Raw genomic sequence first — 17,150 nt, 5'->3', positions numbered from 1 at the left:
CGACGAGTTTCAAAAGGTAGACCGTCCTCTCTTACCCCGGAAACGGCCTGGGATGTGCCGCAACAAGCTTGATCAAGTCAGCCTGGCGGCGCACGCCGGTCTTTCCGAAGATATTCTGGAGATGAGTTTTCACGGTGGACTCGCTGACGCCAAGCGCCTCCGCTATCTCAGATACTCCGCTTACTTTCAGCACCGCATCAAGGACCCGCACTTCGCTCGGCGTGAGCTGAAATTGTCGCGCCGCCACTTCGGTCGGATAAGGCGCCGCCATTGATACCTTTCGGACGAAGACGGCAGCGACCGCAGAATGTCGGCCCCCGGCTTGTTGGCGGGCCCCCGAGGTCAGTGGCAGGATATCAGCGACCCAATTCTGGCCAGGCTGACTGGACAGCGGAATGGCAACACCATTCGCGCCGACAGCGCCATCGCCACCGCTCGCGGCGGCGATAACATTCCGCAATAGCTGTGCCGCCTGTGGGTCCACGGCGATCAATGCATTGTTGACGGTTCTTAAAATCGTCGCATCATCGAGCAGCGCTTGCGCGGCCATGTTGGAGAATGCAATATGACAATGATCGTCCAACAGAAAAACGCCGGCGTCGAGCCGGTTGAGCGCATCTGATAGATTTCCGGCCTTTGTCTTTTGAAGGTCGATGACATTGCCGATCAACACCGCGCGGCGCACGTGAGGAACCAGCAGACCCATGCGCTGCCGCATATTGTCGTCGGCAAGCCCTTGGCGCTCGTTTCGGAATACCCCGAACTGAGCGAAGCTCGTTGCGGATTTGTCGAGCGTGGCAGCCAAATGATCGGCCCAACCGTTCGGCTTGACCCACTCCTTATAGAAAGTCGTCTCGACGAACTCGCTGTAGGGCAAAACGTTGGTCGTGCTGTAAATCTCCTCGACCTTGAAAAAAAATTGAGCCGTCAAACTCGGATCGAAACGGATATACTTATTGAAATAAGCGTCCACGCTGGACGGTTCAACATTGTAAACGTAGTGAAGTTCACCCTGAACGGTGATGTCCTTCCAGTAAATTCCAGCCGCAGTTCCGCCGATGAAGTGCGTCGCCTGCTCGAGCGCTCCGACCCACAAGCTGGAATCGAGCGCTGCGTCGTAGATATCTCCGATCAGCTGCGACAAAAGTTCCGAATCGACCATTCCCAACACCGCTCATTCGAATGACCACGATATTGATGCAACTGAGCAAGCGCATCAACCGACCTGTGGGGCACCAATATGCTCTGACACCTGATGGCTTTCAGTGTGTGTATGGCGCGTGTCGACTGCCTCCCACCTTGGTCGAGCGTTGTAAAGGCGTAGAATATCGCAGACCAGCGTAGACTTTGCGCGCCAGTATCGGGTCGAACGGCAAGACGGCATAGCGAACAGGCACTTTGTCGAGCGGAACGGCAAGTATGGCGGTGACGGTGCTGGACTGCTTAATTCATAAGCCTTCGAGCCCAGGAACGCGGCCGGACTCATCGAGTGCGCTAGCGCCGTAATTTCGGTGATACGCATGACATCGGCGTTGACCGGGTTGCGCGGGCGAGATCGAGCGGAACGGCAAAAATCCGTCGACTTTCGATCGCGGCAGGAACAGAGTGCCTTGCCATGTCTCGGATGTGTGCAATCCTCCGTCTTGAAGCGAAGGTTGGAATCGTTTTGACGTCACCGTGTGATCAGTAAGCGCCAATCGGCGCACACGCCAGCGCTCGGTTTGAGGGCTCGGTTTGCATGACTGCGCTCTGGTGGCAGACATGCGTGATCTATCAGATCTACTCGCGCTCCTTTCAGGACAGCAACGACGACGGCATCGGCGACCTCAAGGGGATCGCACAGCGGCTCGACTATCTCACCGGCCTTGGCGTCGACGCGATCTGGATCTCGCCGGTCTACCCGTCGCCGATGGTCGATTTCGGCTATGACGTTACCGGCTATTGCGACATCGATCCATGCTTCGGCACTTTGACGGATTTCGACGATTTGCTGATGCAGGCGCATCGGCGAGGGCTCAAGGTCCTGCTCGACTTCGTGCCCAACCACACCTCCGACCAGCATCCATGGTTCGTCGAGAGCCGCGCTGCCCGGGAAAATCAGAAAAGAGACTGGTACATCTGGCGCGATGCCGCCGCGGACGGCGGGCCGCCCAACAACTGGATCAGCGATTTCGGCGGCTCAGCCTGGCAATGGGACGAGATCACCGGGCAATATTACTACCACGCCTTTCTGAAGGAGCAGCCCGACCTCAACTGGCGTCATCCGGATGTGCAGGCGGCGATGGTTGATGTGATGCGGTTCTGGTTCGACCGCGGCGTCGATGGCTTCCGTATCGATGTGCTGTGGCACATGCTGAAGGCGGCAGACTTCCCGGACAATCCGCCCAACCCGGACTATCGGCCCGGCATGGGCGAGATGCACCGCCTGCTGCAACGTCACTCGACAGACCAGCCCGAGGTGCACCACATCGCGGCGGCGATGCGCGACGTCGCCGACAGCTACGGCGCAAGAGGACTGGGCGAGCGGGTTCTGATCGGCGAGATCTACCTGCCGGTCGACCGTCTCATGCACTATTACGGCCGAGAACGCCCGGGCGTGCATCTGCCCTTCAATTTCCAGCTCATCGATATGCCGTGGGACGCGCGCACGGTTGCTGCGGCAATCACCAATTATGAGGCCGCACTTCCGTCCGCCGGCTGGCCAAACTGGGTGCTCGGCAACCACGACCGGCCGCGCGTCGCCACCAGGCTGGGTCAGGCTCAGGCCCGCGTCGCTTGTGTCTTGTTGCTGACGCTGCGCGGTACGCCCACGCTCTATTATGGCGACGAGCTGGGTTTGAGCGATGTCATGATCGAACCATCGCAAGTGAGGGACCCGCGCGAGTTGCGCGAGCCCGGGTTGGCGTTGGGCCGGGATCCCGTGCGCACGCCGATGCCGTGGGATGGCAGCGAAAATGCGGGTTTCAGCACGGCCAAGCCGTGGCTGCCGCTTCATGCCGACTGGCGGACGCGCAACGTGGCGCGGATGATGGAAGATCCTCGATCCATCCTGGCACTTTATCGTCGCTTGCTTGCGCTCAGACGCGATTGTCCGGCTTTGTCGATCGGCGACTTCGCTGTGTTGAATGTCGAAGACGAGGTCCTGGTCTACGCGCGCCGGCACGATTCGGAGCGACTGCTGGTGGCGCTCAACCTCGGGGAACGGCCGCATCTTCTGCAATTGCCGGATTGGGCGCGTGGGAGCCGGCAGCTCCTGTCCACGCACGAAGATGCGGCGCTGGCCGAACACGGCGCTCTCCTGCTACGGTCGAATGAAGCCGTCGTGCTCGAGGCTGGATAGCACAAAGAGAAGGATGGTCGTTTGCGCATTGCCATGCTGGCGCCGATCTCCTGGCGGACACCGCCGCGCCACTACGGGCCCTGGGAGCAGGTCACGAGTCTGCTGACGGAGGCGTTGGTGGCGCGCGGCGTCGACGTCACCCTGTTCGCCACGTTGGATAGCAGGACGTCAGCCCGTCTGGATGGAGTCTGCCCGGCGCCCTATTCCGAAGATCCCGCGATCGACGCGAAAGTGTGGGAGATGCTCCACGTCGCCCATGTCTTCGAGCAGGCCGGCGCGTTCGACTTGATTCACAACCAGGCCGATTTCGTACCGCACGCTTTCTCGCGGCTGGTCGGGACCCCGATGGTGACGACAATCCACGGCTTCTCGTCGGAACGCATTCTGCCTGCCTACAAGCAATACGAAGATCGCGTCCACTATGTCGCCATCAGCGAGGCCAATCGTCATCCGGACTTGCGCTATGCCGCAACGATCCACCACGGTATCCCGCTGGCAGACTTTCCATTCGATCCGCATGGCGGCGAAGACCTGCTGTTCTTCGGCCGCATTCATCCGGACAAGGGGGCTGCTGAGGCGATCATGGCGGCCCGTCGATCGGGACGGAAACTGGTCATGGCCGGCATCGTCCAGGACCGGACTTACCACGATGAGCGGGTCGTCCCCGCACTCGCGGACGGCTCTGCGGTCTATCTTGGCCCGGTCGGCGGCGCGGCGCGCGCGAAAACCCTCGGGTCCGCGCGCGCGGTGCTCCACCTCATCAATTTCGATGAGCCGTTTGGCCTGTCGGTGGTGGAAGCGCTGGCTTGCGGAACGCCAGTCATTGCCTGCAACCGGGGATCGATGCGTGAGCTGATCGATGATGGCGTGACCGGGTTTCTGGTCGACAGTCTCGACGCCGCGGTCGATGCGATCGCGCGCATCGACCAGATCGATCGCGCGGCTTGCCGTGCCGCGGTCTCTGCGCGCTTCACGGTAGACCGCATGGCGGATCGATATCTGGCCTTGTACCGATCGATCCTGGGATGAGAGCGGGAAGAGCGGAGAGAGAGTGTCGGCGGACATGGTCCAACTAAACTTTTGTTCACGTTGGATGCAGGCAAGCGGATCTGGCGCAGCTCTCTGTCTCGTGACCGCTAAGATGACGTGCGGCGGGCATATCGGGCACTACTTCGTGATCTGGTAACAAGCGTGCGGCCGCGGACGTCTAAGGTGATGTATCGGATCTCTTGCCTCGCGGGAGATCACCCAATCGAAAGGAACCGCCACCATGATCACATCTCAAAGTCCCATCGGATCAGTCCTGTCCAGGGCCTTGCTGGCCGGACTGGTCGTCACCGCAATCTTCACGACGCCGCTCCAGGCGCGTGAGAACCGCGCCGGCGATCGACACACCGAACAGAGTGTGGGGTCGAGCATCCCTCGCATCGAGGGCGAGCGGTCGATCGCTGCGCCGGCCCACCACGCATTTGCGCCGGTGCCCTCGGAGCAACCGGATGGCGTTTGCGACCACGGGGATAACCCGATGGTATGCTGAGAAGCGGAGCTAGCCGCATGACGGTGACAGTGCACTTAGTTCACGCGTCTTCGCACCCTCGAAAGCGGCTGAGCCATTGAGTGCACTGATACCGCAATCTCGATATTGATGAAGTTTAACCCGGTCACACGCCGGGCGGTCCTTGAGCCATATCGATCACGTGGCGGTCCGATCCTGCGGTGATCACCACAGTATAGGTCTTTTGCGCACCGCCCTGATCAGTGGGCGGCGCGAGGTGCAGTTGGCCTCCGTACCATTCGCCGGGCAGAAGCGTATTGTCCTTGATCACCGCTTGCTCGAGCACAGCCATGTTGCGTTGACCTGTTTCAATCGTCACGGAAATCATCGATGGAATAGTGTCGGTGATTTGCCCGACCTGTCAAAACGTTTTGCAGGATTTAGCCCAAAGGCATCCATGCCGGCGCCCCCCATCAGGCGTCAGCCTGCATGGTTAGCCATCAGGTTTTGTCGGAGCCTTACCTTGTCGATCTTGCCAAGCGAGGTGAGTGGCAACTCGGTAACGATTTGAATGCGCTTCGGCGTGTGAATCGCTCCCTTCAATGCTTTGACATGAGCGATGATCGTTTCCTTTGAGATGTCGGATCCAGGATCCACGATGACGGCAGCCGCGACCGTTTCGCCCCAGTAATTGTCCGGTAGTCCAACCACGGCCGCCATTTTTACTCCCGGACAGTTCGTCAGCGCATCTTCCACTTCTCGCGGATAGACATTGAAGCCGCCGGAGATAATGAGGTCTTTCTTGCGATCGACGATGAACATGTACCCGCGTTCATCCATGCGTGCGATGTCGCCGGTATGTACCCATCCGTCTCGAAGTGTTTCGGCTGAGAGTTCGGGCTGACGCCAGTAGAAATCCATCGCCGCCGGAGTGCGAGCGCATATCTCGCCGGGCTCGCCAACCGGGACCTCTTGACCTGCGCTGTCCAAAAGCCGCACTTCGCAGTTCGCCACCGGCAACCCGCAAGACGTCAAGAGCTCCGGGACCAAGTGATCTTGGCGCCGGAGCACTGAAATCGGGTAGCACTCGGTTTGACCGTATCCCTGTGAGAGAATCGGTCCCAACCGATCGATCGCCTGCTGCAGCCTTTGTGGCGACGCCGGTGCCGCACCATAATAGATGCACTGAAGCGACCTGATATCATTCCGGGCGAGTTCGAGATGGTCCAGCAAGGCGTACAGCATTGTCGGCACCAGGAATGTTATGTTGATCCGTCCCTTTTCAATCGCATTGAAAACTCGGTCGGGTTCGAACTTCGATACCGTATGAACGGTTCCACCTCGACGCCAGGTCGGAAGTAGCATCGTTCCACCTGCATGACTGTTCGGGGCGATAGCCAGATAGTGAGGGAGCTCAGGCAATTCGATATCGGCGAGAACGCTCACGCACGCGAAGGCGACTGCGTTTCGATTCGACCGAACGGCGCCTTTGCTTCGACCAGTCGTGCCGCCGGTATAGTGGACAAGTGCGATATCATCGGGCTCTGCCAGATCGACCGCCGTCGCCGCGCCGCTATCCGCAGCGAGTTGCAGCAGGTTGGGGGCGGCGTCGAAAGAGCCCAGCGAGAATAGCTTGACCGCGCTCCCGCATTTGGAAGCCAAGTCTCTGCCGCGCTCGGCGTGCGACGCAGCGGAGATGACGATAGCGGCTGATTCACTGTCCTCCACCTGGAAGGAATGGTCCGCAAGTGAGCCCTTGGGATGTAGCCATGTGACGCTTAGCCCCAACCCTTGAGCTGCGACGGCGGTGCACCAGCTCTCGGCCGAATTCTCGGAGAGCAGGGCTACGCGTTCGCCTCGTTTGAGGCCACCGCGCGAAAACACCGACTGAATGCGTCCGATCAAGTCGACTGCCCCAGCATAGCTGAGGGTCCCCACTTCGGAGCAAAACGCAATCCGGTCGGGATATCGGCGGAGGGCGCGAAGTGTCTGTCCGGCGATGGTAAGGCCGCTGTGGATCGACAAGTTCATCCTCCCTTATTTGCCTTTTCCGGCTATAAAGTTACTTCAAAGTAAAAACGCTGCCAGACCTTTGCGATACACGGAATCAGTGCACGGCCTGTGGTTCTAGCGTCAGGTTTGGTTCGAACGCGCCTTTATGGACTCTTGCAGATAGTCGGCGAACCGATCCGCCATTTCTTGCCCGTTGAAGGTGCCATCCGGTCGAAACCAGCGGGTCATCCAGTTCACCGATCCCATGAAGAAAAAGACGGTGAGCTTGGGATCAACTTTACGGATGGACCCGTCTTCGACACCCTTGGCAATAAGGCTACGGAAACGACGATCAAAGCGGTTTCGGCCGGCCACGATCGTCTTCTTGTTTTCGGGCTGGAGGGCATCAAACTCCATCAACACCGCGGATGCGCCAAATTCGCCCGTGAGGAGCTCGACGTACCGGCGTGCGAGCGCCACCACCCGATCGAGCCCGCAGCCGGGCAGGCTCTCCGCGAAGGTCATCGCCTGAGTACCGAGTTCGTTCGAAATCAGGTGGCAGGCGTAAAGGATCTCTTCCTTGTTCTTGACGTAGTAGTAAAGAGCCGGCTTGGTGACGCCGAGTTCTGCCGCAATGTCGTCGAGCGAGGTGTTATAGAAGCCCCGCGCACTAAAGGCTCTGGCCGCCTTCCGGATCAGAGCAGCCCGCTTTGCCGCGAACTGCTCGTCGCGACTCTGGCCGGCGTCTTTCCATGCGTCGGCCTTCCGAGGTCGTGCTGGCAATGTTGTCTCCCTTCGTCCCGCGATTACCAGAACCGGCAGACTTAAACAATCAGCTCGGGGTTCGATCCGGTGCATATCGGAGGTCCTCACGAGGAAACGGCGTACCCTCCGTTGACCGGATAGGTCTGGCCGGTGATCCAACTCGCCGCATCAGAACTCAGGAAGAGGATCATATTGGCGGCGTCGGTCGGTTCACCGAGACGGCGGATCAAGTAGCTCTTTAACATTCGGGCAACCGCTTCATCGCTGATGAGACCGGCTACTCCAGGCGTACGGATTCCCGACAATGCAACGCAATTCGCGGTGACGTCCGACCGTCCGACGGCCTTGGCAAGCGCTCTCATGAAGCCGGCCGCTCCCGCCTTTGCGCCGGAATAGACCGCAAGGTGCGGTTCGCCCACGCGGCCCGCATCCGAAATCACCGTGGTTATCCGTCCGTATCGTCGCGACATCATATTCGGCAATGCTGCCTTGCAACAGTTCAACACGCCGTAGAAATTGGTACCGAGCCACGTAGCCCAGTCGTGTGGGCCGGTCTCCCAAAACGGCTTGATGTCGGCAACATCCCGGGTCGGTCCGGCATTGCCCGCATTGTTGATCAGGACATCGACGGGACCGAAAGCCTCCTGGGCCTTCGCGAACATCTGCTCGACCGATTCGAGTGAAGTGACATCCGCCTGAACGGCGGTAGCGGACCCACCAATAGCGCGAATTTCCTCGGCGACGGCCAGCGCCCGATCCAAATGGAAATCGTTGACCACCACGCCGCCGGCGCCGTTGGAAGCCAGGTGCAGCGCGGCCTGCCGACCCACCCCTTGCCCTGCGCCGGTGACGAGCGCGACGCGTCCCTTGAGGTCGAGAATGTTGGTCATCAGGCATGCTCCTTTGGCGCTATTGACTTTTAGTACAATCTTTTTACTCTGAAGTAAATAGCGGGAGCGTTGAATGAAAGAACTGTCCATTGAACGACGCGATGCGGCTGCGTGGTTCACGCTGAATCGCCCTAAGGAGTTGAACAGCCTGTGCCCGGACTTGTTGAAGGCCCTGGACATTGGCCTCGCCGATATGCTGGCGGATCAATCCGTCCGGACGATCGTCTTCACGGGTGCTGGTCGGGCCTTTTGCGCAGGCGCCGACCTCAAATTCCTTGAAACACTGCCTGATCACGAGCGTGACGAAGCAACCGCGGCGTTCCTTCTGACCGCGACGACTCTCATGTCGAGAATTGCGGCAAGTCCGAAGCCGACGATCGCTGCGGTCAACGGCGCCGCCGTCGGTGGTGGTCTGGAATTGCTGTTAGCCTGCGACATCATCGTCGCGGCGCGTGGAGCACCGATCGGCGATGGTCACGCCAACTACGGTCTTCTGCCGGGCGCTGGTAGCAGCATTCGCTTGCCTCGTCGGATCGGCATGGCACGAGCGAAACAACTCCTGTTCACAGGCGAGCTGTTGCCTGCCGAACGACTGGCAGAGTTCGGTCTCGTCAACGAGGTCGTAGAGGCCGCGGAACTTCATGCGCGCGCCGATGCCATCGCCACGGCCATTGCGGCCAAAAGCCCGATCGGGCTCGCGCGGGTGAAGCAGATCGTCGCCCACGCCTTCGACATGTCCGAGTCGGCCGGCCTCGCGCTGGAACAGGCGCTAAGCAATCTCCACACGACAAGCTTCGACCGAAGCGAAGGTTTGGCGGCGTTCCGCGAACGCCGCAAGCCGAACTTCCTCGGCCGATGACGATCACTCCAGGGAGCACGTCTCATGAATGAAGAAGTCTTTGTCGTCGGCGTCGGTATGACACGCTTCGGCCGCTGGTTGGATCGGTCTCTGAAATCGCTTGTGACCGAAGCCGTTCTGCAGGCGATTAGAGATGCGAACTGTCGGGCCGCCGATATCGAGGCCGCATTCTTCTCGAATACGACCCAGTCGATCATCGAGGGTCAGCATCTGATTCGTGGTCAGATCGCATTGCGAGAGAGCGGAATCGAGTCCATCCCGATTGTGAATGTCGAAAACGCCTGTGCCAGCGGCTCTACCGCCTTCTATCAGGCGATGAACCATCTTCGCGCCGGCGCCGCCGATATCGCTCTCGTGGTTGGCGCGGAGAAGATGTACAATGAGGATCGCCTCAAATCCGCCGCCGTTTTCGATGGCGGATGGGACGTCCACCAGTCGAAGGCCATTGCCGAGCGGCTCGCCTCGATCGGGGCCGACTTCCCGACCCCGGCGGGGCGTGGGCCCGGGGTAGCAAGCCCGTTCATGGAGCTGTACGCGTCCCTCGCCAAGGGCCACATGAGCAGATTCGGCACGACCGAACGTCAGCTTGCGACAGTCGCCGCCAAGAACCACCGCCATTCCACGTTGAACCCTCTATCGCAATACCAGAACGACATGAGTGTCGAAGATGTGTTGGAGGGAAAACTCATCGCCTGGCCACTCACGCTCCCGATGTGTTCGCCGATCAGCGACGGTGCAGCGGCAGCGATCCTCTGCACCAAGCGAGCATTGCCGCGATTTTCCGACGCCCGGCCGGTCAGTGTTCTCGGTTGCGCTCTCACCAGCGGATCTTCCCGCGATTGGTCCGATGCCGAAGGACACATTTGTCGACGTGCAGCGGACAAGGCGTACGACGAGGCGGGTGTCGGACCGAAGGACGTGTCAGTCGCGGAAGTGCACGACGCGTCCGCATTCGCAGAAATCGTCCAGATCGAGAATCTGAGGTTCTGCGAAATCGGCGAGGGTGGGGCGTTTTCGGAACGTGGTGAGACCGCATTGGGTGGTCGAATTCCGGTAAATCCGTCGGGAGGTCTCGAATCAAAGGGGCACCCGATCGGCGCCACCGGTCTCGGTCAGATCTACGAACTCACACAGCAGCTCCGCGGCGAGGCTGGCGCCCGGCAGGTCGCTGACGCGCGTATCGCGATCGCTGAAAATGGCGGCGGCTTCATCGGCGTTGAAGAGGCTGCCGCTGTTGTCACCATCCTCGGGAGATGACGGATGATCCCCGAGAAACTGCGTCAAAGACTGAAGCTGCCGGTGATGGCCGCACCGCTATTCCTGGTGTCGGGACCAGACCTTGTCGTCGAGGCATGCAAGGCCGGCGTCGTCGGAGCATTTCCGACCCTCAACCAACGAAAGGCGGAAGGGTTTGAAGCGTGGCTCATCGAAATTCGACGCCGTCTGCCCGACGAGAGCTCAGCGCCGTTTGCCCCCATGTTCGGGATTCATCGCACCAATCCGCGCCAAGCTCCTGATTTGGCGCTTGCGATCAAGTACCAGGCCCCCATCGTCGTCACGACGCTTGGCATCACGCGCGAGATTGTCGATGCGATCCACGCCTATGGTGGTCTTGTATTTCACGATGCGACCACCGTCAGACACGCGATCAAGGCGCTGGAAGCGGGAGTCGATGGGATCATCGCGGTTACGCAGGGCGCCGGTGGCCATGCGGGGACATACAATCCGTTCGCCTTCCTGGCTGAACTGCGGCCCATCGTTGGGAAGAAGACTCTCATCCTCGCCGGCGCGATCAGCAGTGGGCAGGCGATCGCGGGGGCGATCGCCGCGGGGGCCGACATGGTGTCGCTTGGAACGAGGTTCGTCGCCACCGAGGAGAGCATGGCTTCCCGCGGCCAGAAGGAGATGATCGTCTCCTCATGCATCGAAGATATCGTCTTCACGGATGAGATCTCGGGGATGGGAGCGAGTTTCCTCAAGCAAACCATCGAGAAATTCCGTCGACCGGAGAGCGGTCCCGTTCAATTCAACGTGGCCGAGGAAATCAGCCCAAAGGTCTGGAAGGACTATTGGTCCGCCGGTCAGGGCGTGGGGGCGATAACCGAAATCGTGCCGGTCCGCGCCCTCTGTGAGCAGCTCAAGGATGAATACCAAAATGGTGTCGCCCGCCTCATCGGAGCTCAAGTGAGAGGACCTGGCGAGCTCATCGGCCAGCAATAATACGTAATTCGTCACGGGGAGGAATCAACGATGCAAATACGCGTTCTGCTGTCGTCAATCGCGCTTGCGACATTCTTTATGTCGGCGCACGTCCAAGCTGCCGATGATCGCGTCAAAATCGGTGTTCTGACAGATATGAACGGACCCTATGCAGCGATAACTGGCAAGGGGTCAGTCGCCGCGGCAGAGCTGGCGATCGAGGATTTCGGCGGGAAGGTGCTTGGCAAGCCGGTCGAACTCGTCGTCGCCGACCACATGCAAAAGCCCGACATCGGCGCAAGCATCGTCAGAAAGTGGTACGACAATGAGGGAGTCGATGCCATCTTCGATGGTGCCGGCTCATCCGTTGCTCTGGCGATCCTGGAAATTGCGAAATCACGCAATAAGATCGTTGCATTTTCCGGCGTTGTTTCGCCCGACGTAACCGGAAAGTTGTGTGCCGAAACGATCTCGAGCTGGGCATGGGACACACATGCGATGGTCGCGACCAGCATCAAGTCTCTGATGAAGTCCGGCGGAAAGCGCTTCTTCTTTCTGACTCTCGACGCTGCCGCAGGTCGCGCGTTGGAGGCGGACGCGACCAAGATCATCGAAGCGGACGGTGGATCCGTCGTAGGCTCCGTGAAACACCCGATCAATACTGCGGATTTCTCCTCGTTTCTTTTGCAGGCTCAGGGAGCCAAGCCTGATGTTATCGTGCTGGCCAACGCCGGTGCTGATGTCGTCACTTCGCTCAAGCAGGCAGCCGAATTTGGCCTTACATCAGGGCCCAATGCGATCAAGGTGGCGGGTCTGCTTGCCATGATCAACGACATTGAAGCGCTGGGTCTCGAGTTTGCGCACGGCGTCGTCGTCTCGGAATCATTCTACTGGGACATGAATGATGCCACCCGAGCCTGGACAAAACGGTTCAGGGAACGCACAGGGGCGGCGCCGAACATGCTCCAGGCGGCGGTTTACAGCTCGGTGCTTCACTATCTGAAGGCGGTCGAAAGCGTCGGCAAGACCGAGGGGATTGCCCTGCGGCCAGATGAAGACTTATCCGAGCCATATCGCTCCCCGCAACGCACGCAGCGGATTTTCGCGTGCCACAATGCCGGAATTGCCCGGCGAATAAAGGATACTATGTCCGACAAGCTCGACTTTATCAAATACCTAACTTCAACGCTTACCGCGGCTTCCACAAAGCTCCTTGCCGCTCCATCACCCGACACGGCCACAGCCGGCCGCTTAAATCAGATCGTGCGGACGGCGGACGACAATGTCTCAGAGGGGCATTTCCAAGACCTTGGAACGCACATCAGCTTGGCGCAAGTCGCTAACGGTACGCTGGCCAGATGATCCGCGAAACGCTCGCGCTGCCGCTTGGCTCGACGAACTCGCCACGGCTGTGAACGATATGACAGATGCACAATGGGAAGAACTGAGAGCTTACTATAGTTGGGGATCAGAGATTTGGAGAAACGGTCTCAATCAATCGACAAAGCAGATTGGTTTCTATCATCGCTCCGGCGACTTGGCCTTCTTCATTGAAGCGCTAATTAAGAACCTGTCTCCTTTGAGCAGCGTTGCCGCGTAAGATGGAAATGACTTTTGACGACACGCTGCCACCTGCGGAAGAAGTTGAGCGGGAGTTTCTAAAACATGCCGGTGACAAGGCGTCGGCGATGACGTGGCTCGTTGAACATGGCATCAACACACCGCCCCCGCCGCAAGCCGCGGTCTTTCAGTACGGCGTCGTGTGGACTCCTGAAGCCGGCCGATACAAGTTCGTTGTGTATTCGCAAGACCATGTTGAACATCCACCTGAGCTAGCCGTTCCTATCTTCGAGAATGGGAAGTTCATCGATCTGTTGGTGATCAGTGACGAAATGCAATTCGCATCCATCACCGGCCGGGCGTTGTGGCTTGGTCGCGAGAATCTAGCATTGCCGGTGGTTCGGCTTCACGCGCATCCGATGGATTGGATTGAGGCTGGCTGCACGGGCGCCTGCCACGTCGCGCCGGTCAGCCGAAAGGCTCTTAAGGAACTGGCCAAAGCCGAGACGATCGAATGCAGTGATATCGAGACTGCGCTAGAGGCGTGGGATTGGGGATTTGCATCGGACGAAGCAGCACTAGCGCGGTTTGAGATCGACGACACGCCGCAGGCTATCCAAGCGTATTACGAACGTGAGGTTAAATGGCACGCGATCCGCGTTGCGGTAGAAATGGAGGCGCGTCGCTCATGGTGAACCTTGCAGACATACACCCGCGATTCAGCGCCGAAGTCGAAGCGGCGAAAGCTGAAATTGACGCCTACGCCAAGGCCGCAAACGACAACAGGCAAAAAACGTTGCAATTGCCTGACGCCGTCAAGGCGGACCTGAAAGCGGGCCTTCCGGTAATTGATCCGCGGCATTGGCAAGACAAGCCGATTCCGGAGCGTCATTGGTTTGTCGAGGGCTGGATTCCACACCGCACAGTCACAAACCTGAGCGGTGCCGGTGGTTCAGGCAAAACCGAGATCATCCTACAACTGATCGCAGCGTCATCTCTCGGGGAGCAATGGTTCGGCCATAACGTTGCTGCCGGCCCCTGTCTCTACTTCGGGGCCGAAGACGAGGCGGACGAATTGCACCGTCGATTGGGCACGATCGTGGACCGCGCAGGCCGAAAACTTTCCGACCTTGACGGCGTGCGGCTCATTCCGTTGGCCGGCTCGGATGCTGTTTTGGCCGAACCGGACCGGAAAGGAAATTTGTCTGCCACGGCCATATTTAGGAAGCTTGAAGCCGAGACTCGAACCTTGGCACCGCGGCTTGTCGTGATCGACCCATCCGCAGATGTCTTCGGAGGTGACGAGATCAACCGGGCTCAGGTGCGTAAGTTCGTTTCGATGCTTCGTGGCTTGGCGATAGATTTTGATTGCGCCGTACTGTTGCTGAGTCATCCCAGCGTCGCCGGTTTGACTAGCGGCACAGGAACTTCAGGCAGTACCGCTTGGAATAACTCGGTTCGTAGTCGCCTCTATCTTGAGGCAAACGAAAGGGACCCGGACGCTCGCGTTCTAAAGGTCGTCAAGGCCAACTACGGCCGGGTGGGTGAGTCTATCGCCATGCGGTGGGATGACGGCCTGTACGCCCTCGACAGCGGCCCTGATCCGATCATTGAAGGTCTGATCGGCAGCAAGACGGACGCGTTGTTTGTGGATTTGCTCGCCCTGTTCACCGACCAAGGCCAAAATCTAGGGGTACAGCCGGGCACGTCCTATGCGCCTGTCAAAATGGCCAAGCACCCGAAGGGGAAAGGGTTCAGCAAGGATCAGTTCGCCAAGGCAATGCAGCGGCTGTTGGACGCCAAGCGGGTTGCAGTGGTGACCGAAGGGCCACCCTCACGGCAACGTTCGCGGCTGGTCGTGGTTCAGGGGTAGGGGCTTCCACCGCCTCTTCCACCGGCTTCCACCCCCTACCACCGACCTAGCCACACCACCCCCCATACCCCCCATGGCGGTGGAAGCACCGCCTGCCCGGTGGAAGCCGGGCCGGCGCTACCACCGTCAATCCGTTTTTCGATCGCAGTATGGCGTCCGCTTTGGGCCGTATTGCGGAAGTGCTGACCCGGCGCGGTCAGGTCGGAGTTTGACCCAAAGCGGACCTTTGCGGCGGTAGTTCTCGGCAGCTATGATGCCAGCCCATGAAGACAGCATCTGACATAGCAACGAGGCTTGTCGTCGATGAGACTAGCATGCGTGTTCCTGTTGCTTGCATCGATGCAGTCCGTCGGTGCGCAGCAGCAAAGCTCGAAAATCACTTTACGCTGCACTGGAACGAGTAGGTTGGTGGGTAAGCCCGGAGCAGAGTTGGAATTTACGCCCCTCTCCAATCTCAGCATCATTGTGAGCGGCGTCGATCAAACAGTGTCGTTCCAGGATAAGATCCTACCGATCGCGAAGATTACTCCCTTGCTTGTCGGGTTCAGCAGCCAATACGCGAATGGGAAGCCGACCATCTCTGGCCGGATCGATCGGCTGACCAAGAGCGTCGAAATCGATTGGACGTATGAAAACGTCGGCGAGAACACCCATTGGGAACTTAAGTGCCGTCCCGAAGGTCCCTTTCGTGATTGGGGGTGAGCAGCTTTACCTAGGGGGTTGGTTTATCCTGATCGGGCATCATAGCGGCGCGGCTTATCGATGATATTTCGGCCGACGTGCCCCTTTCCGTTTCTGGCCCTTCGCAACCGTCCGGGTGGTGCCCGGTCATGTCCGAAGTTGAGGGGAGACTGGACCTGACTGCCCACGGCCGAAACGGGCGCTGTTGACCCAAAGCAGACGAACGTCCGCCGATCACGTCGTGTTTTCTCCAACGAACATTCTGTAAATGAGCTGAAACTTACCAGACTCTGAATAGATGCCCTTTCCCCGCTGTGCCTCCTGCAGTGCCGAATACCAAGGCAGCTTCATTGCGATGTCCACCACGATTGGATCTTGTGTGATTTCCACGAAGGCGTCCGTGAAGCGAGCCGCGGGATCGATAATGCTCGCGACATTCCCGATCGTCACTTTCTGGGCGGATTTTGGATCGGCTGGGTTCGAGAACCAGACCAGCCGTGGAAAGTTATCCGGCGAAAGTGCGCGACGACCCGTAAGATGTGGGAGCTTGGGCAAGTCCTCACTGGTGCTTCGATTGCCGAACGCCCTCGCACAGAGCCATATAGCATCAACGGCTCCGTCCGGGACCGGACTGACATTTTCACCGGTATACAAGGTCGCGACGACGACCCCGCGGGATCCAAGGTCCATTACGGTAGCCTGTCCGCCAAGGCTTGGCGAACACTGAGCCAGCCCGGCGACGTGCGGCCCACACTCCCACGTCACCTCGATGACACTCGATCCGGTGTAAACTATTTGATCGACCGAAAGAGATATCTCAAGGCGGTAGCGATAAGAATAGGTCGGAAAGTTCAGCTTGTAGGCCGCGTAAACGGCAACAACGACACCCAGCATTACCGCAAGCCATTTCATGCTGGTTAGCGAACCTCTACAGCAGATTTTTGAACACGAACAAATGCGCGGCCTAAACAACCAGAACGGCTGGTATCCCGTTTAGGTAGCAACATGAGTTTAATCGAATGTTTGGGTGACGCCAGCAATTGTCTCCTATTGGCCCGGAGCAGTCTGTGAGGGCAGCGCAGAGCACGTCTGCTCTGCCCCCGAAGTCAGACGTCAACTTGTTCTGCTATCGCGAGGGCATCGTCGACCTCGATGCCGAGATACCGGACGGTACTTTCGATCTTGGTGTGCCCCAGTAGCAGCTGCACGGCTCGCAGGTTGCCGGTTCGGCGGTAGATCAAGGTCGCTTTAGTTCGACGAAGAGAATGCGTCCCGAACAGATGCGGGTCCAGCCCGATGTCGATGAGCCAGTGGGATAGGAGGCGGGCATACTGGCGGGTCGTCATATGTCCACCCAATCGCCGGCCTGTGAACAGGTATTCTCCTGGCTTCTTGCCGGTGATACGCAGGTAATCGTCAATTGCCTGCCGGGTCGATTCCGTCAGCTCAAATTTTACCGGCCGGCCGGTCTTCCTTTGTCGGACGGTCGCGCGGTC

Annotated in this window: 16 protein-coding genes; 9 read left to right on the top strand and 7 right to left on the bottom strand. The window is 59.1% G+C overall.

The features are described from left to right. Positions 1 to 31: 31 nt before the first annotated feature. Positions 32 to 1,162, bottom strand: a complete 1,131-nt coding sequence (locus UP06_RS00455) for a helix-turn-helix transcriptional regulator (RefSeq protein ID WP_044999688.1) — start codon at positions 1,160 to 1,162, stop codon at positions 32 to 34. A 576-nt stretch (positions 1,163 to 1,738) separates the two neighbouring features. Between UP06_RS00455 and UP06_RS40520 the strand changes: the two genes are divergently transcribed. Together UP06_RS40520 and UP06_RS40515 are read left to right on the top strand one after the other, a co-directional pair. Then, positions 1,739 to 3,340 (top strand): alpha-amylase family glycosyl hydrolase, encoded by a 1,602-nt coding sequence (locus UP06_RS40520; RefSeq protein WP_044999687.1) that lies wholly within the window; start codon positions 1,739 to 1,741, stop codon positions 3,338 to 3,340. Between the two features lie 33 nt (positions 3,341 to 3,373). After that, positions 3,374 to 4,369, top strand: a complete 996-nt coding sequence (locus tag UP06_RS40515; RefSeq protein WP_283806007.1) for a glycosyltransferase family 4 protein — start codon at positions 3,374 to 3,376, stop codon at positions 4,367 to 4,369. Positions 4,370 to 5,001: 632 nt separating this feature from the next. On the opposite strand, the gene UP06_RS00435 is transcribed toward UP06_RS40515, so the two are convergent. The 4 genes from UP06_RS00435 to UP06_RS00420 all read right to left on the bottom strand — a co-directional run bounded on the left by UP06_RS00435 (position 5,002) and on the right by UP06_RS00420 (position 8,482). Then, positions 5,002 to 5,214, bottom strand: coding sequence for a hypothetical protein (locus UP06_RS00435; protein WP_156162683.1), 213 nt, complete (start codon positions 5,212 to 5,214; stop codon positions 5,002 to 5,004). A 101-nt stretch (positions 5,215 to 5,315) separates the two neighbouring features. Next, positions 5,316 to 6,866, bottom strand: a complete 1,551-nt coding sequence (locus UP06_RS00430; protein ID WP_044999681.1) for an AMP-binding protein — start codon at positions 6,864 to 6,866, stop codon at positions 5,316 to 5,318. Between the two features lie 102 nt (positions 6,867 to 6,968). After that, positions 6,969 to 7,610: a TetR/AcrR family transcriptional regulator gene (locus UP06_RS00425; RefSeq protein WP_050031510.1), complete on the bottom strand. Its 642-nt coding sequence runs from the start codon at positions 7,608 to 7,610 to the stop codon at positions 6,969 to 6,971. A gap of 86 nt (positions 7,611 to 7,696) precedes the next feature. Then, positions 7,697 to 8,482, bottom strand: coding sequence for an SDR family NAD(P)-dependent oxidoreductase (locus tag UP06_RS00420; protein WP_044999680.1), 786 nt, complete (start codon positions 8,480 to 8,482; stop codon positions 7,697 to 7,699). A gap of 73 nt (positions 8,483 to 8,555) precedes the next feature. Between UP06_RS00420 and UP06_RS00415 the strand changes: the two genes are divergently transcribed. The 7 genes from UP06_RS00415 (at position 8,556) to UP06_RS00385 (ending at position 15,675) form a co-directional block, all read left to right on the top strand. After that, positions 8,556 to 9,341, top strand: coding sequence for an enoyl-CoA hydratase/isomerase family protein (locus UP06_RS00415; RefSeq protein WP_044999678.1), 786 nt, complete (start codon positions 8,556 to 8,558; stop codon positions 9,339 to 9,341). A 24-nt stretch (positions 9,342 to 9,365) separates the two neighbouring features. Then, complete coding sequence (locus tag UP06_RS00410) at positions 9,366 to 10,598, top strand: thiolase family protein (RefSeq protein ID WP_044999677.1); 1,233 nt, start codon at positions 9,366 to 9,368, stop codon at positions 10,596 to 10,598. A 3-nt stretch (positions 10,599 to 10,601) separates the two neighbouring features. Next, entirely contained in the window at positions 10,602 to 11,561 is a 960-nt protein-coding gene (locus tag UP06_RS00405; RefSeq protein ID WP_044999676.1) for an NAD(P)H-dependent flavin oxidoreductase, read from the top strand. A gap of 30 nt (positions 11,562 to 11,591) precedes the next feature. After that, complete coding sequence (locus UP06_RS00400; protein WP_050031509.1) at positions 11,592 to 12,902, top strand: ABC transporter substrate-binding protein; 1,311 nt, start codon at positions 11,592 to 11,594, stop codon at positions 12,900 to 12,902. Between the two features lie 245 nt (positions 12,903 to 13,147). After that, positions 13,148 to 13,795 carry a hypothetical protein gene (locus UP06_RS00395; RefSeq protein WP_156162682.1) on the top strand — a complete coding sequence of 216 codons (648 nt, stop codon included), beginning with the start codon at positions 13,148 to 13,150 and terminating at the stop codon, positions 13,793 to 13,795. Beyond that, complete coding sequence (locus tag UP06_RS00390) at positions 13,789 to 14,973, top strand: AAA family ATPase (protein ID WP_050031508.1); 1,185 nt, start codon at positions 13,789 to 13,791, stop codon at positions 14,971 to 14,973. Before UP06_RS00395 ends, UP06_RS00390 begins: the two co-directional genes overlap by 7 nt. Positions 14,974 to 15,291: 318 nt before the next feature. Continuing rightward, positions 15,292 to 15,675 carry a hypothetical protein gene (locus UP06_RS00385; RefSeq protein ID WP_156162681.1) on the top strand — a complete coding sequence of 128 codons (384 nt, stop codon included), beginning with the start codon at positions 15,292 to 15,294 and terminating at the stop codon, positions 15,673 to 15,675. 213 nt (positions 15,676 to 15,888) lie between these two features. Here the strand turns inward: UP06_RS00385 and UP06_RS00380 are convergent, their stop codons facing one another. Then, positions 15,889 to 16,566: a hypothetical protein gene (locus tag UP06_RS00380; RefSeq protein WP_044999671.1), complete on the bottom strand. Its 678-nt coding sequence runs from the start codon at positions 16,564 to 16,566 to the stop codon at positions 15,889 to 15,891. Positions 16,567 to 16,760: 194 nt separating this feature from the next. Further along, a partial coding sequence (locus UP06_RS00375; protein ID WP_044999670.1) for a tyrosine-type recombinase/integrase occupies positions 16,761 to 17,150 on the bottom strand: 390 nt, incomplete at its 5' end.

Origin of the sequence: Bradyrhizobium sp. LTSP857 (assembly GCF_000938285.1) — a bacterium.
Lineage (GTDB): Bacteria > Pseudomonadota > Alphaproteobacteria > Rhizobiales > Xanthobacteraceae > Bradyrhizobium.
The sequence above is the reverse complement of the archived record's forward strand: the minus strand, read 5'-3'. Positions and strand labels throughout refer to the sequence as shown.

Bases quoted from the DNA above. Each gene is read 5' to 3' on its own strand.
- UP06_RS00455 (WP_044999688.1), bottom strand. From the start codon at position 1,162: ATGGTCGATTCGGAACTTTTGTCGCAGCTGATCGGAGATATCTACGAC.
- UP06_RS40520 (WP_044999687.1), top strand. From the start codon at position 1,739: ATGACTGCGCTCTGGTGGCAGACATGCGTGATCTATCAGATCTACTCG.
- UP06_RS40515 (WP_283806007.1), top strand. From the start codon at position 3,374: ATGCTGGCGCCGATCTCCTGGCGGACACCGCCGCGCCACTACGGGCCC.
- UP06_RS00430 (WP_044999681.1), bottom strand. From the start codon at position 6,866: ATGAACTTGTCGATCCACAGCGGCCTTACCATCGCCGGACAGACACTT.
- UP06_RS00420 (WP_044999680.1), bottom strand. From the start codon at position 8,482: ATGACCAACATTCTCGACCTCAAGGGACGCGTCGCGCTCGTCACCGGC.
- UP06_RS00415 (WP_044999678.1), top strand. From the start codon at position 8,556: ATGAAAGAACTGTCCATTGAACGACGCGATGCGGCTGCGTGGTTCACG.
- UP06_RS00410 (WP_044999677.1), top strand. From the start codon at position 9,366: ATGAATGAAGAAGTCTTTGTCGTCGGCGTCGGTATGACACGCTTCGGC.
- UP06_RS00405 (WP_044999676.1), top strand. From the start codon at position 10,602: ATGATCCCCGAGAAACTGCGTCAAAGACTGAAGCTGCCGGTGATGGCC.
- UP06_RS00400 (WP_050031509.1), top strand. From the start codon at position 11,592: ATGCAAATACGCGTTCTGCTGTCGTCAATCGCGCTTGCGACATTCTTT.
- UP06_RS00395 (WP_156162682.1), top strand. From the start codon at position 13,148: ATGACTTTTGACGACACGCTGCCACCTGCGGAAGAAGTTGAGCGGGAG.
- UP06_RS00390 (WP_050031508.1), top strand. From the start codon at position 13,789: ATGGTGAACCTTGCAGACATACACCCGCGATTCAGCGCCGAAGTCGAA.
- UP06_RS00380 (WP_044999671.1), bottom strand. From the start codon at position 16,566: ATGAAATGGCTTGCGGTAATGCTGGGTGTCGTTGTTGCCGTTTACGCG.